The sequence below is a fragment of the Massilia psychrophila genome (assembly GCF_002760665.1).
Taxonomy (GTDB): Bacteria; Pseudomonadota; Gammaproteobacteria; order Burkholderiales; family Burkholderiaceae_D; genus JAFCUW01.
The window spans coordinates 14,371-29,586 of the sequence record NZ_PDOB01000017.1 but is presented as its reverse complement, the minus strand read 5'-3'; the positions used below and the strand labels follow the sequence as shown (position 1 = coordinate 29,586).

Genomic DNA, 15,216 nt, shown 5'->3' with positions numbered 1-15,216 from the left:
GGCGTCACCGTATCGAGTCGATCGAATGCTCAAACCCGCGCTTAAGCCGATTCAAGCCGACGCCATTTGCCGGATGGCGTCCACCAGCAGATCAAGGTCAGAGGTGCTGGTGTACAGGTGGGGCGTGACGCGCACGCCTTCGGTGCCTTCGGTGGCGCGCACCACCGTGAAGATGCGGTGGCGCGCCATCAGGCGCTCGGCCACCTGCTCGGCTCTGATGCCGTCGATGGCGAAGGCGGCGATCGCGCACGAGCGCGCCGGCTCGAAGGGCGTCAGCACCCGCACTGCCGGCAGCGCCCGCACCCGCGTCAGCCAGTACTGCGTCAGGTAACGCAACCGCGCCTCCTTGTTGCGCGAGCCGATCGACTGGTGAAAGGCAAGCGCGTCTTCGACCGCCAGGATCGGCGCCGGCGGCACCGTGCCGACGTGGCCGAATTTGTCGATGTCGCCGGCAGCGTGGCTGGTGTCGCCGAACAGCGGCGCGATGTCGGCGATGCGCTCCTTGCGGATGTAGAGCAGGCCGACGCCGAGCGGCGCGCCGAGCCACTTGTGCAGGTTGACCCCGGCGAAGTCGGCGCCAAGGTCGGCCAGACGGTAGTCGAGATGGGCAAACGAGTGGGCGGCGTCGACCATGGTGTCGATACCGTGGCGGCGCGCCATCGCGGCAATTTTCGCCACCGGCATGATCTGGCCGGTACGGTGCAGCATGTGCGTCACCAGCACCACGCGAGTGCGCGGCGTGATGCCCGCTTCGTACAGCGCGACGATCTGCTCGTCGCTGTCGGGGTCAAGCGGCAGTTTGACGCGGGTCAGCACCAGCGACTTGCGCGCGGCGACCATCTCGAGCGTTTCGATGACGCTGTCGTAGTCGTGATCTCCCAGCAGCACGCCATCGCCGGCGTTGAACGGATAGCCCTGGATCAGGATGTTGAGCGACTCCATCAGGTTGCGTGTGATGTGCAGTTCGCCCGGGGCGGCGCCGGTGAAGCCGGCCAGTGCCGCCTTCACGCCGGCCAGCCGAGCGGGGAAGTGCATTCGCATGAACCAGGAGTTCTCCAGGTTCAGCTGCGTCTCGTAGCGCCGGAACGCTGCGTGTACGGGGTTTGCCTGGACGCCGAAAAAGCCGTTCTCGAGGTTTAGAAAATCGGCGGAAACGGTGTATTGGGCGCGCACCGCGGCCCAATACGTCTCGTCGTCGGCGGCAACCGGGGCTGGTGGATGATGCAAGGGCGGTGTCCTGATAATGAAAAGAAGGCGGGGTGGTATGCATCCACCCGTGTTCTTATTCTATCAAGATAGTAGCTTGCCCGCCGCTTGCGCTTGCGCTGGCGTTTCGGCTTCGCTGGGGGGGGCGGCAAACATCGGGCAGCAATGCCGCGTACTTTGCAGCGCACGCCGTAGAGCGTCTGTGCGTCATTCAACCGTCAGGCCAAGTGCCGCATGGCCGCTCTTGTTGATGACGGGAAAGCCGGTTATCGGGCGCCGCGTTTGCCGGTTTCTCTCTATACTAATGGGGTTTTTCCGTGGCGTGGACGTCTTGCATCTGTCGTCGCCAAACCCCAACTTCTGTCGAGAGTGCGCATGCGAACCGGGTCTGGCGTTGTCAAACAGGGCGTGTTCCATGCTTTGTCGAGCCTGGCCAGAAGCATTGGTGCGAACCTGAACGTCGTGGCGGCCTGTTTTTTGTCGGCGCTGTTTGTCAGCTTGCTTGGCTGGGCAGTGTTGCTCGGTGACGTCGCGTCGGACCGCAAAGAGGCCAGCCGCGACACCATGAACCAGGCCCGCTCGCTGGCGCTGGCCTATGCGGAGCAGGTGTCGCGCGCGGTTAATTCGTACGACCTGGCGTTGCGCCAGGTTCGCTACGGCTGGCAGCTGTCGGGTAAATCGCTGGCGCTGGACTCGGCCGAGGCGGCCGGAATGTTTCGCTACGCACCGTTTGGCAACGTCGCCGTCTTCGACAAGGACGGCCTGGTCGCCACCACCATGAAGCCGGGTCAGGTGCTGCCGACAGCGTCTGGCGAAGCATTTTTTCGCACCCACGCGGATTCAACGCTCGACCAGCTGGTGATCAGCCCGATCAATGACAGCGGCGGCAACGTGGGTGCGCTGCGCTTCTCGCGCGCGGTCAAGGCCGGTGATGGCCGTTTCGACGGCGTCGTGATGCTCAAGGTTGCCGCCGACGAACTGACCCTCAATGTCTTTATGCACCGGTTTCCGCCGCGCGCCATCGTGTTCCTGGTGCGGCTCGATGGCAAGCTGCTGGTTGCCGCCGCCGAGCCGGACACCTCCCCGCAATCGCGCCTGCCTTTGGCAACCAGCCGTGGCGGCGTCACGCTCGACAGCGGCAGCAGTTTTGGCGACGGCCGCGCGCGCTACGTCGGCTGGCACCACGTCGGCGTGTTTCCGCTGGTCGCCTTCGTCAGTGTCGACGAAGCGACGGCGATGGCGCCGTTCGATGCGGCGCGCAACGGCGCCGTTGCGCATGCCAGAATCGGCACGTTCGTCGTCTTCGGCATCGCCGCGGCGGTCATGGGCTTCATGCTGCGGCTGTCCTGGCGCAAGCGCGAGAGCCAGCGCACCGGGGAGGCCTACCGCATGGCGACCGAGGGCAGCAGCGACGGCTTTTTCATCCTTGGCAGCATGCTCGGCAGCGCCGGCGCGGTGGACGATTTCGAGATCGTCGACTGCAACGAACACGGCGCCTCGCTGTGCCGCCAGCGGCGTGAAACGCTGATCGGCCGGCGTTTTTCGAGCCTGTACCGCGACGACACGTTCGCCCGCCTGATGGATGTGCTGCGCATCGCTTTCGACACCGGCGCCTACGATGGCGAACTCGAATTTCTGCCGCGCGCCGCCACCGGATCGCGCTGGATGCAGATGAAGGCGGTGCGCTCGGACGGCAAGCTGGCCATTACCCTGCGCGATATTTCCGAATCGAAGGCGCACGTCGCCGCGCTCGAGCACCGCAGCAATCACGACGCCCTGACCGGGCTGCCGAACCGGCACTGGCTGCTGTGGTATTTGCCGCAGGCGATCGAGCGCGCGAGCGCCAACCGGCAGGCGCTGGCGCTGCTGTTCATCGACCTCGACGGTTTCAAGGCGGTCAACGATGCCATGGGCCATGCGGCCGGCGACGAACTGCTGCGCCACGTTGCGCACCGGCTGCAGGAGGCGGTGCGCCCGCACGACAACGTGGTGCGCATTGGCGGCGACGAGTTCGTCGTCATCCTCGAGAACTACCTGCGCATCGAAGACGCGGCGATCGTCGCCAAGCGCGTCATTTTCGCGTTCAAGCCGAAGTTCAAGCTGTTGGCCGGCACTGCCGTGCTGGGCACCTCGATCGGCATCAGCACCTTTCCCAGCGACGGCGAGGATGCGGCGACCTTGCTGCAAAATGCCGACGTCGCCATGTATTCGGTGAAAACCGCCGGCAAGGGTAGCTTCCGGTTTTTCGATCCGGAGTTCTACGAAGCCTTGCGCCGCGACCTCGATCTCGAACTGGAGCTGCGTCGCGCCATCGAAATCGACGAATTCGTCATTCACTACCAGCCGCGCATGGACCTGGCCAGCAGCCGCATCACCAGCATGGAAGCGCTGGTGCGCTGGGTCCATCCGACCCGCGGACTGCTCGAGCCGAAAGAATTCATTCCACTGGCCGAGCGGACTGGCATGATCAATCGCCTCGGCGAACTGGTGCTGGTCAAGGTCTGCGAGCAGCTGGCGCTATGGCTGCGCAAGGAACGGGACGTGGTGCCGGTGTCGGTCAACATCTCGCCGCGCCAGTTCAACGAGACCGACATCGCGCGCATTTTCTCGACCATCATGGCGCGCTACGGCATTCCACCGCGCCTGCTGGAAATCGAGCTGACCGAGTCGTCGATGATGGGCGGTGGCAGCCATGTGCTCGAATCGGTGTCGAAAATCCGCGGCCTCGGCATCAAGCTGCTGGTCGACGATTTCGGCACCGGTTATTCGTCGCTGGCGCAGTTGCAGCTGCTCGACTTCGACATCCTCAAGGTCGACAAAGCGTTCACCAGCCGGATTGACGATACCGAGCAGGGCACCATCCTGTTCACCGCCATCGTCACCATGGCGCACGCGCTCGGCATGCGGGTGGTGGCCGAAGGCGTCGAAACGATCAACCAATTGATGATCCTGCGCGAACTGTCGTGCGACGAAGTGCAGGGCTACTACATTTCGCTGCCGCAAAGCGCGACCGAAATGCAGAGCCGGCTGCTGTCGCCGGCGCTGTGATGCGGCGTCAAGCCCGCTGCGTTTATATATTGATTTATTTATCAAGCAATCACCACCATGCGGTTACCCGACGCTTCGACAGACACCTTGACGCCTGCACGGCCATACTCGCTGGCCCGCCTGGTGTCTGCGACCGCGCTGCTGATCCTGATCCTGTTGGCGGCCACGTCCGTCATGTTGTTCGTCAGCTTGCAGGATACCTTGCGCCAGGAAAAAACCAACCTGCGCAATCTGGCGATCGCCTTTTCCGCCCAAACTTTCAGCGTCGCCCAGGCCATCGACAATGCCATGCTGGAGGCTGAACGCGCCATCGCCGCCAATGCCCTGGCTTCGCCGTTGCCGGATGTATTCGACCGTCTTGGCGAGAACAACATGGCGCGCGAGTACCTGCTGGGGATCTACCGGTACGACACGGCAGGGCATCTGGTCGCCGGCGGCGGGCCGGGAAAAGGGGACGGCGAGGCCAGGGCGCCGGTGCCCCCCCCGGAGGGCGATACCGGCGCCGTGCCAGGTGGCTTGCGCATTACCATCAGCAATGTCGACCCGGCTACCGGGCGCGGCGTCATCCACTTCAGCCGGGCGATTGTCGACGCCGGCGGCAAGCGCCTCGGCAGCATCGTCGCCGAAGCGGATTCGAAACGCTTCGAGCGCATCTACAACTTGATCGAGCTCGGTGATGGCGGCTCCGTGACGCTGTTGACCCGCGACGGCACGATGCTGGCGCGTGCCCCTGACTTCCCGTCCAGCATCGGGCGTTCGTTGGCTTCCACCCCCTTGCTCCAGTATTACCTGCCGCACGCCGAGCGCAACGCCTTCGTTGCCGCCAGCCCGCTTGACGGCAAGCGGCGGCTGTACGGCTATGATGCAGTGAGCCGCTACCCGCTGGTACTCATCACCGCCAAGGACCAGTCCGACGCGCTGGCGTCATGGTACGAACGGCTGTGGACGGCCATGGTGTCGCTGGCGCTCATTTCGATTACGGTGATTTTGCTGGCGTGGCGGGTAGCGCGCGACGCCACGCAGCAGTTCAGCCTGATCGGCAAGCTGGCACAGAGCGAGGAGCGCGCCGAAAACAGCGCGGACTACCTGGCGACGATCTTGAACGCGGTCAGTACGCCGATCTGGGTGCTCGACGGCGCGCGCCGGATCGTCATGCTCAACGACGCGTTCAGTCGTTTCGTCGGGCGTAGCGCGCAAGAGCTGGTTGGGCAGCAAGAGAGCAACGTGCTCGACGCCGCCGGCGCGGGCCAACGCGAGCTGCGCTACCGGCGTTACCAAAGCGTGCTGGACGGCGACGCCGACGCCGAGGCGAGCGCCGAGATCGCCGAGATCCTCGATGGTGCCGGTGCGCCGCGCACTGTCATTTTGCTGTCGTCGAAACTGGAAGGCGAGGCGGGCCAGCCCCAGGTCGTCAGCGTGCTGACCGACATCACCGAGCGGCAAAACGCCGAACGGCGCCTGGCCTACATCGCCAACTTCGACCTGCTGACCGGCCTGCCGACCCAGGGCCAGTTCCGCCGCATGCTGGCGGCGGCGCTGGCTGGAGCCAAGGCGCGCCACAGCGCCATCGGCACACTGGTGGTATCGCTCGAGCGGATGCAGGAGATCACCGACCTGATGGGCCATGCGGCGAGCGAGGCCGCCATCAAGCAGGTCGGCGCCGTATTCCAGTCGCTGCTGCCGCGCGCGCAAGGCGTCGCCCGCATCAAGAGCCATGAGTTTGCCGTGGCGCTCGAAGCTGAAGCCGAAGCAGGGCGGGCGTTTTTCGCGCAGTACGCGATCGAACTGCTGGAGCGCCTGTCTGGCGCGCTGAACGTGGGGGGGCGCGAATTCTATCTGGGCCCGGTGATCGGCGTGTCGATCTTCCCGGAGGACGGCGCCGGCGCGGATGAGCTGTTCGGGCGTGCCGACAGTGCGCGCAACCGGGCCGGCCTTGACAATCACGATCGTATCCATTTTTTTTCCGTCCGCGCACAAACCGACCTCGACGAACGACTGACGGTCGAAGCCCAATTGCGCCGCGCGCTCGAGCGCAACGAATTTCGGCTGGTGTTCCAGCCGAAGGTCCAGTTCGCGTCCGGCCGCATCAATGGATTCGAAACTTTGCTGCGCTGGCGTAATCCGGTGCTGGGCGACGTCGAACCGGTGAGTTTCATCCCGATCGCCGAACGCACCGGGCTGATCATCGACATCGGCGCCTGGGTATTGCAGGAAGCCTGTCGCCACCTGCACGGGTGGCAGCAGGCGGGCGCCGCCATCAAGCTGGCCGTCAACCTGTCGCCGCGCCAGTTCCACCAAAGCGACCTGCTACCGATGATCCGCCAGTGCGTCCTGCGCTGGGCAATCGCGCCGGGCAGCCTGGAGCTGGAAATCACCGAAAGCGCTTTGATGAGCCGCGAACAGCAGGTCGACGCGCTGATGCATGAAATCCGTGCGCTCGGCATCGAACTGTCGATCGACGATTTCGGCACCGGCTATTCCAGCCTGGCCTACCTGAAGCGCTTCCCGGTGCAGCGCCTGAAGATCGACCGCGCGTTCGTGCGCGACCTCGGCAAGGACGACGATAGCGCGGCCATCGTGCGCTCGATCCTCAACCTGGCAAACGGGCTGAAACTGGGCGTTGTCGCCGAAGGGGTGGAAACCGGGGACCAACTGGCGATCCTGCGTTCGATGTCATGCGACGAGTACCAGGGATATCTGTTCAGCCGGCCGGTCGAGGCGGGCGCGGTGCAGGCGCTGTTCGAGGCCAACCGCGCCGCGTTCGCCTGAGCCTGACTTGCCCGCTACGCTTCCAACTGCGATGCGTCTTCCAACTGCTCGGCGCAGACACTGTTGCGCCCCTGCGCCTTGGCCCGGTACAAGCCGCGGTCGGCCGCCTCGACCAATGCGCGGGCGTTCTGGCCGCGCTGCGGGATCATGGAATGCACGCCGGCGCTGATGGTGAGGATGCGAAACGGGCTGGCGCCATGCGGGAATTGGGCCGCTGCAATCGCCGCGCGGATCGACTCGGCGACCGCCAGCGCGCCGCCCGGCTCGGTGTCGGGCAGCAGCATGGCGAATTCCTCGCCGCCGAAGCGGGCGGCGACATCAGCCGGGCGGCGCTGGCCGGCCAGCATCGCCCGGCTGACCATTTGCAGGGCGGCGTCGCCTTGGACGTGGCCGTGTTGATCGTTGAATTTCTTGAAGTAGTCGACGTCGAACATCACCAGCGCAAGCGGCGAGCCGTCGCGCATCGCGCGCTTGAATTCGGCGTCGAGGCTTTGGTCGAAATGGCGCCGGTTCGCCAGGCCCGTCAGGCCGTCGCTCAGCGCCAGCAACTGCAGTGCGGCGTTGTTCGCCTCGAGCGCGGTCTTGGCGTCGCGCAGTTCGCGCTGCAGCTGGCCGGTTTGAATCATCTGGCGGATCATGCGCGCGCCGAGCCACAGCAAGGCGGCGAGCAGGATCAGCGTGCCGGCGGCGCTGGCGATGGTGTCGGTGCGCCAGCGCGCCAGTACTTCCTGTTTCGACAGAGCGACCGCAATGAGCAGCGGGTACTGGCGCAGGTGGCGATAAGTATAGAGCCGCTCGACATGGTCGATGCGCGCGACTAGGATGGCGCTGCCGGTAGGCTCGCCGCTTTGCTTCCACAGCGTAAAGACAGGCCCGCCGCTGATATCGAGGCCGATGTCTTTTTCCCTGAACGGTCGGCGCACGACTAACGAGCCGGTGTCGAGAGCGAGGAAGATCGTGCCTTTTTCGCCAATGTTGAAGCTTTCGTAGAACTTCCTGAAAAAATCGATCTCGATCGTCGCCAGCGCGACCCCGGCAAAGCTGCCGTCCGGATTGTCAAGCCGCCGCGAGACCGGCAACACCCACACACCGTTGAAACGGCTGCGCAACGGATTACCGAGGCGCGGCGATAGGTCGGTATGGGTACGGTGGTAAATAAAGTACTCGCGGTCGGCGTTGTTGCCTTTCAGTGCGGTCGCTGGCAGTGAATTGAGCACCCAGTTTCCCGCGGCATCGTATAAATGCAGTCCCTGCAATGAGGGCGTGCGCTGCGTCATCGACACCAGGAATCGTTGAAAGCGCTGGCGATCGTTGCCCAGTTCGCCGGCTTGAAACCGTTCGACCACGCTTGATAAAATGGTGCCGACCAGATCGATGGAGGCTTCGGCATGGTCGGACAGCGCACGCGCCATGTTGACCGTAGAGGTGTTCGCTTCTCTCAGGTCGGTGGCGCGGGACGAATAACTGCCCCAACCCTGGACGGCCGCCAGCGACAGGCAAACCAGGGCCAAAAACATCACCGCAAGCCGCGTCGCCGAGCGGCGGTGCAATGTTGGTGAGGTGGAAGCGGCGGTTGATCTGGAAGCAGTCATCAAGAAAATGTGTTGGGTTGTGTCGCTGCGCTCGCGTGTAGCGCAGGCTATTTGGCGCGACCGAATCGAATCAAATGCTGCCGGGTGGAAAATTCAGGAAACCGATGGGAAGTACCCGAAACTGCGTCGCGCACATAGCGGGCGCACCTGTATGGTACCAAACTTCATTCCACACGGAAATATCCACGCGTGAGAAATCACGGATTCTTGCCGTTAGTGCCGGTCGGAACAACAAGACCGGAACAACCAGGTCAGAACAATGACGTTTCGACCATTGTCTTCGCTTTGATTTTTGTCCGCGGCGGCAGCGGATCGGCGGTGGCGACGAGCCGGTCGGCCGGGAAGGGACGATAGACTTCGGCCTCATTGACCAGTTTGCCTTCGAGCCAGCCGTGATAGTGCGCCGGTTCGAGCAGCACCAGCATGCGCTTTTCGTCGCCCGGTTTGTGGAAGCGGTCCATCAGCGGATGGCCGTCGGCGTTAATGGTGAGCATCGAGAACGACAGCAGCGGCAGGCCGTCGGGGCCGCTGGGGCGCCACTCCCAGATGCCGGCGATGGCCAGCGGCTGCCGAGCGGCGTGACAGATCCGCCAGCGTACCGGTTTGCCGGTCTCGTAACTGGGCTCGTAAATATTTTCCGCCGGGATGATGCAGAACTGGTTGCGTTTCCACGCGTTGCGAAACGACGGCTTGATGGCGACCGTTTCGGTGCGCGCGTTGTAGGTCTGGCGCGCCAGCTTGGTATCGGCCCAGTGCGGCACCATGCCGAACATCGCCGGCACGCACTCGGCGTGGCCGGCAAGGCCGTGCGCCTCGCGCAGGATCGGCGCCATATAGCCTGGAAACGCTTCGGCTGGAAAATTGAACAGCGCGCGCTCAACGCCGTGGTGCTGGCTGATCGCGTCGAGTCGGCTGGGGGTGTAGTTGGCGCACATGGAATTATGGTAACGCTTTTTTGCGCGCGAGTCGCGCGTGCCCTAGCTGTTTTTCGCTTCCAACACACGCGCCACCGCGGCGATGGCCCGCGCGACATCGCGCGCGTCGGTCTGCCAGTTGCACACCGAGACCCGCATGCAGCGTTTGCCGCGCCAGGTCGAGTTGCTGAACAGCGCCTCGCCGTCGGCCAGCACCGCGGCCGTGACGGCGTCGGTCCACGCGTCATGGTCGCGCTCGAGGGCGCCCGGCGCCGGGTCGAGAAAGCGCACCAGGCCCTGGTTGATGCGCGGCTCCCACATGACGGTGGCGCCCGGCAGCGCGCCGATGCCGGTCACCAGCGCATGCGCGCTATCGCAGCAGCGATCGACCAGCGCCTCGACGCCGCCGCGCCCGAGCTGGCGCAGCGCGGCGTAGGCGGCGATGCCGCGCCCGCGGCGCGACCATTCGGGATTCCAGTCGCTTTGCTCACGCACCTGTTCGTTGGTGGCGATGTAACTGGCCGCGTACGACATCGCGTTGCGGTGCGCTTGGCCGTCGGCGACAAACGCGAAGCCGCTGTCGTAGGGTACGTTGAGCCACTTGTGGCCGTCGGTGGCCCACGAGTCGGCCAGCTCGACGCCGGCCAGCAGGTGGCGGTGGCGCGCGCTGGCGTTTGCCCACAGGCCGAAGGCGCCGTCGACGTGGACCCAGGCGCCGTGGCGGTGCGCCAGCGGCACCAGTTCAGCAAAGTTGTCGTAAGCGCCGATGTTCAAATCGCCCGCTTGCAGCAGCACGATGGTCGGCGCGTCGGGCGCGTCTAGCAGCGCGCGCTCCAGCGTGGCCGCGTCGAGCTGGCCGGCGCGTGTGACCGGCAGGCCGGTGACGGCGCGGGTGCCCAGGCCAAGCAGGCGCGCCGCGCGCGTGATGCTGGCGTGGTACTGGTCGCCGCTGATGATGCGGATCGAAGGGGCGCCGCACAGGCCGTCGCGTTCGACGTCCCAGCCGCGCCGCGCCAACAGGGCGTTGCGCGCGGCGGCCAACGCGGTGACATGCGCCATCTGGCAGCCGTTGGTCAGCGCGAACGTGGCACTGCCGGGCAGGCCCAGCAAGCCCTTCAGCCATGCACCGCACACTTCTTCGATGACGGCTGCGGCCGGCCCGCACGCATACGAGGCGGCGTTCTGGTCCCAGGCGCTGGTGAGCCAGTCGGCCGCCAGCGCTGCCGGCAGCGCGCCGCCGATGACCCAGCCGAAGAACCGCCCGCCGGCGCTGCCCAGGATGCCGCCGGCGGTATCTCGCATCAGCTCGTCGATCACCTGTTCGGCCGCCATGCCGTCATCGCCGAGCGGCTTGCCAAGCCGTTCGCGCAGGGTAGCCAGGCTGGCGATGGCGCCCACCGGGCCGTGTTTGAGGTTGTCCAGGTGGGCCAGCGAATGGCGCAGCGCGTGTTCGAGGGCGGGGCGGAAAGCGGAGGGCTCATTCATGCGGAAGGTCCGAAACAAGTTGGCGCACGACTGTACTCTCCCGGCCCGGACCGGCCCGATTGTCTGCTCAGGCACGCCAGCGCCAGTTGCGAATCTCCGGCATGTCCTCGCCGTGTTCGACGATATACGCGCGGTGCGCGCGCAGCTTTTCGTGCACAAACCGGCGCACGCCGGCCACATGATCCGATAGCTGCGGCAGGCGCGACACGGCGTTGGCGAACAGGCTGAAACGATCCAGGCCGTTGAGCACGACCATGTCGAACGGCGTGGTGGTGGTGCCTTCCTCCTTGAAGCCGTGCACGTGGAGGTTGCCGTGATTGGCGCGCGAGTAAGTCAGGCGGTGGATCAGGGCCGGGTAGCCGTGGTAGGCGAAGATCACCGGCTTGTCGGCCGTGAACAAGGCGTCGAACGCTTCATCGGCCAGGCCGTGCGTGTGTTCGTCGGGCGACTGCAGCTTCATCAGGTCGACGACGTTTACCAGCCGCACGAGCAAAAGCGGGAAATGCTCGCGCAGTAGTTGGGTCGCGGCCAGCGCCTCCAGCGTCGGCACGTCGCCGGCGCACGCCATCACCAGGTCGGGATCGCCTTCGCCGGTGCCGGCCCACTCCCAGGCGCCGATGCCGGCGCGGCAGTGCAGCACGGCCGCTTCGATATCGAGCCACTGCGGGGCCGGATGCTTGCCGGCTACCACTACGTTGATGTAGTTGCGGCTGCGCAGGCAATGGTCGGTCACCGACAGCAAGGTATTGGCATCCGGCGGCAGGTAGACCCGGACGATTTCCGCTTTTTTATTCATCACGTGGTCGATAAAGCCGGGATCCTGGTGGCTGGCGCCGTTGTGGTCCTGGCGCCAGACGTGCGATGTCAGCAGGTAGTTGAGCGAGGCCACGCTGTTGCGCCAAGCGACCTGGTTGGCCGACTTGAGCCACTTGGCGTGCTGGTTGAACATCGAGTCGACGATGTGAATGAACGCCTCGTAACACGAAAAAATGCCGTGGCGGCCGGTCAGCAGGTAGCCTTCGAGCCAGCCTTCGCACTGGTGCTCGCTGAGCATCTCCATCACGCGCCCGTCTTGCGCCACGTTGTCGTCGGATTCGTCGATCTCGGCCATCGAACAGCGGGCGGTGACGTCGAACACCGCGTCCCAGCGGTTCGAGGCGGTCTCGTCAGGGCTGAAGACGCGGAAGTTGTGCATGTTCAGCCGCATCACGTCGCGGATGAACAAGCCCTGGATCCGGGTCGATTCGGTGTCCACCGCGCCGGGTGCGGCCACGGCCACGGCATGCTGGCGAAAATCGGGCATCGCCAGGTCGACCAGCAGGGCGCCGCCATTGGCCACCGGGTTGGCGCTCATGCGGCGCGTGCCGGTCGGCGCCAGCTCTGCGAGGTTGGCGCGCAGCTTGCCGTGCTCGTCGAACCGCTCGTGCGGCCGATAGCTGCGCAGCCATTGCTCGAGCAGCGCGACGTGGGCCGGTTGGTTCATGTCAGCGATCGGCACCTGGTGGGCGCGAAAGCTGCCCTCGACCTGCTTGCCGTCGACCGTTGGCGGGCAGGTCCAGCCTTTGGGCGAAACCAGGATGATCATCGGCCAGCAAGGACGGCTGGTAACGCCGCGCACTCGGGCATCGTCTTGGATGCGGCGGATGCGTCCGGTCACGGCGTCGAGCGTATCGGCCATCAGCCGGTGCATGGCGGCTGGCTCATCACCCTCGACGAAAAACGGCTCGTAGCCGTAACCGCGGAACAGCGCCGCCAGTTCGTGGCGCGGGATGCGGGCCAGCACCGTCGGCCCGGCGATCTTGTAGCCGTTCAGGTGCAGGATCGGCAGCACGGCGCCATCAAGCGCCGGATTGAGGAACTTGTTGGAGTGCCAGGCGGTGGCCAGCGGCCCGGTTTCGGCCTCGCCATCGCCGACCACGCAGGCGACCAGCAGGTCGGGGTTGTCGAAGGCGGCCCCAAAAGCGTGCGACAACGAGTAACCCAATTCGCCGCCCTCATGGATCGACCCCGGCGTTTCCGGCGCCACGTGGCTGGGTATGCCGCCAGGAAAGGAAAATTGGGTGAACAGGCGCCGCATGCCGCTTTCGTCCTGGCCAACTTCCGGATAGGTTTCGCTGTAGGTGCCTTCCAGATACGCATTGGCCACCATGCCGGGACCGCCGTGGCCGGGGCCGGCCACGTACAGTACCGACAGGTCGTGCGCCTTGATGACCCGGTTCAGGTGGACGTAAATGAAATTGAGGCCCGGCGTGGTGCCCCAGTGGCCGAGCAGGCGCGCTTTGACGTGGCGGCGCTGCAGCGGCTCGCGCAGCAGCGCATTGTCTTGCAGGTAGATCTGGCCGACCGACAGGTAGTTGGCGGCCTGCCAGTACGCGTGCATGTTGTCCAACAGGGATTGATCGCTCATGGCAGCACTGCGCCGCCTGCCTGGCGTGCCTGAAGCAACTGGCCGACCTGGCGGGCGATCATGCGCTGTTCGTCGGTATGGATCACGCGCACGCTGACGGCGCTGTCGTCCGGCGAAATCACGGCCGCATCGTTCGCATTGCGGGCGGGGTCGAGGACGATGCCGAGAAAGCCGAGGCCGTCGCAGATGCGCGCACGCACTTGCGCCGCGTGTTCGCCGACGCCGCCCGAAAACACCAGCGTATCGATCCCTGCCAGGGCGCCGGCCATGGCGCACACCGTCTTGCGCGCCTGGTAACAAAACAGCGCAACGGCCTCCGCCGCCCGCACGTCGTCCTTTTCGGCCGCCAGCAGCACCTGCATGTCGCCGCTGGTCTCCGAGATTCCCAGCAGGCCGGAATCGTGGTTGACCATGTGGTTGAACTGTTTCGGCGAAAGCTGCTCCGTACGCTCCAGGTACCAGGCCAGGCCCGGATCGAGGTCGCCCGAGCGGCTCGACATCGGCAGTCCCCCGGCCGGCGTCATGCCCATGCTGGTGTCGACGCTTTTGCCGTCCAGCACCGCCGTGATGCTGGCGCCGCCGCCGAGGTGGGCGAGGATGACCCGCCCATGCGCTGCCGGCCGCCCGGCCAGCCGTTCGAGCTCGTCGACCAGGAAGGCGCACGACAAGCCATGGAAACCGTAACGCCGCACGCCAATGGCCTCGTAGCGGCGCGGGATCGCCACCATCCGCGCCAGGCGCGGCATGGCGTGGTGGAATGCGGTGTCGAAGCAGGCGACCTGTGGGGCGGCGGGAAATTTCTGCGCCAGCGTGTCGATCATCAGCAATTCGAGCGGCAAGTGCTGCGGGTCGAACGGAGTCAGCTTGTGCAAGTCCTGGCGGATAGCCGCATCGAGCAGCTGCGGCACCCAGTAGCCGGGACCGCCGTGCACGACGCGGTGGCCGATCGCCGCCAGCGCCCCCGGCGCGACATGCTCGACCAGCCAGTCGGTCAGCACCTGGGCCGCGTTGTAGCGCTCGGGAATGCCGAAGCGGCGCGCGAAAGAGTGCTCGGGATTGGCGGCGGCGACCCGAAAGCAGCCATTGCCGCCGCCGATGCCGTCGACGCAGCCCTCGAACACGGGGGCGCGCTCCTGGTCAAGATGAAACAAAGCGAACTTGATGTTGGTGGAACCGGCGTTAAGCGCCAGGATGTGGTCGGGAGGGGAAGTTGGCATCGGGGCTCCTGGTAAGCTTGAAAGTGTATTGACGCACTTGTGAAAATACCTTGATGTAGATCAAAGTCGCCGAGCGCCTGGCGCTTCTATGATCAGGACCGCGATCAACCTAAACCGGAGGCAACATGGACCAGATGTTCAAGGATTTTGTCCTGCACGTCATCGACAACGCCAACGACCTGACCCTGGCGACCGTGCGCCTGGACGGCTATCCGCAGGCGACGACGGTCAGCTTTGCCCATGACGGGCTGAACCTGTATGTCGGCATCGGCAAGCACAGCCAGAAGGCCAACAACGTCCGCCATAACAACAAGGTGTCGCTGACTATTAACCTGCCGTACGACGACTGGCGCGAGATCAAGGGCCTGTCGATGAGCGCGCTGGCCGAGGTGATCGAAGACGGCGCCGGGGTCGACGCGGCAAAGGCACGTCTGCTGGCGCGTTTTCCGCAGGTTGCCCAATGGACCGATTCCGCGATGCCCGGAGAAATGGCCTTCCTTAAAATCGTGCCGCAGGTGATCTCGGTACTGGACTACTCGAAGGGATTCGGACACACCGAGCAGGAGCTGGCTTAGCAA

9 protein-coding genes are annotated in these 15,216 nt (G+C 65.2%); 3 read left to right on the top strand and 6 right to left on the bottom strand.

Going from position 1 to position 15,216, the window contains the following annotated elements; translation table 11 throughout:
- Positions 1-51: 51 nt before the first annotated feature.
- Positions 52-1,227 carry an aminotransferase class V-fold PLP-dependent enzyme gene (locus CR103_RS12170; RefSeq protein WP_099916256.1) on the bottom strand — a complete coding sequence of 392 codons (1,176 nt, stop codon included), beginning with the start codon at positions 1,225-1,227 and terminating at the stop codon, positions 52-54.
- Between the two features lie 354 nt (positions 1,228-1,581).
- On the opposite strand from CR103_RS12170, the gene CR103_RS12165 reads away from it, so the two are divergent.
- Both CR103_RS12165 and CR103_RS12160 read left to right on the top strand, forming a co-directional pair.
- A complete protein-coding gene (locus CR103_RS12165; RefSeq protein WP_180279364.1) occupies positions 1,582-4,254 on the top strand; it encodes a bifunctional diguanylate cyclase/phosphodiesterase in 2,673 nt (890 codons plus the stop codon).
- Positions 4,255-4,311: 57 nt separating this feature from the next.
- Positions 4,312-7,023 (top strand): bifunctional diguanylate cyclase/phosphodiesterase, encoded by a 2,712-nt coding sequence (locus tag CR103_RS12160; RefSeq protein ID WP_099916254.1) that lies wholly within the window; start codon positions 4,312-4,314, stop codon positions 7,021-7,023.
- A gap of 14 nt (positions 7,024-7,037) precedes the next feature.
- Here CR103_RS12160 and CR103_RS12155 read toward each other — a convergent pair whose 3' ends face one another.
- From CR103_RS12155 to CR103_RS12135, 5 genes are all read right to left on the bottom strand, one after another.
- Entirely contained in the window at positions 7,038-8,540 is a 1,503-nt protein-coding gene (locus CR103_RS12155; protein WP_218968478.1) for a sensor domain-containing diguanylate cyclase, read from the bottom strand.
- A gap of 326 nt (positions 8,541-8,866) precedes the next feature.
- On the bottom strand, positions 8,867-9,550 hold the full coding sequence (locus tag CR103_RS12150) for an SOS response-associated peptidase (RefSeq protein WP_099916252.1): 684 nt from the start codon (positions 9,548-9,550) through the stop codon (positions 8,867-8,869).
- Positions 9,551-9,592: 42 nt separating this feature from the next.
- A complete protein-coding gene (locus tag CR103_RS12145) occupies positions 9,593-11,014 on the bottom strand; it encodes a pyridoxal phosphate-dependent decarboxylase family protein (RefSeq protein ID WP_099916251.1) in 1,422 nt (473 codons plus the stop codon).
- A gap of 67 nt (positions 11,015-11,081) precedes the next feature.
- Entirely contained in the window at positions 11,082-13,421 is a 2,340-nt protein-coding gene (locus CR103_RS12140; protein ID WP_099916250.1) for a phosphoketolase family protein, read from the bottom strand.
- Positions 13,418-14,638, bottom strand: a complete 1,221-nt coding sequence (locus CR103_RS12135) for an acetate/propionate family kinase (protein WP_099916249.1) — start codon at positions 14,636-14,638, stop codon at positions 13,418-13,420. Before CR103_RS12135 ends, CR103_RS12140 begins: the two co-directional genes overlap by 4 nt.
- 125 nt (positions 14,639-14,763) lie before the next feature.
- Between CR103_RS12135 and CR103_RS12130 the strand changes: the two genes are divergently transcribed.
- Positions 14,764-15,213, top strand: a complete 450-nt coding sequence (locus tag CR103_RS12130) for a pyridoxamine 5'-phosphate oxidase family protein (protein ID WP_099916248.1) — start codon at positions 14,764-14,766, stop codon at positions 15,211-15,213.
- Positions 15,214-15,216 lie beyond the last annotated feature (3 nt).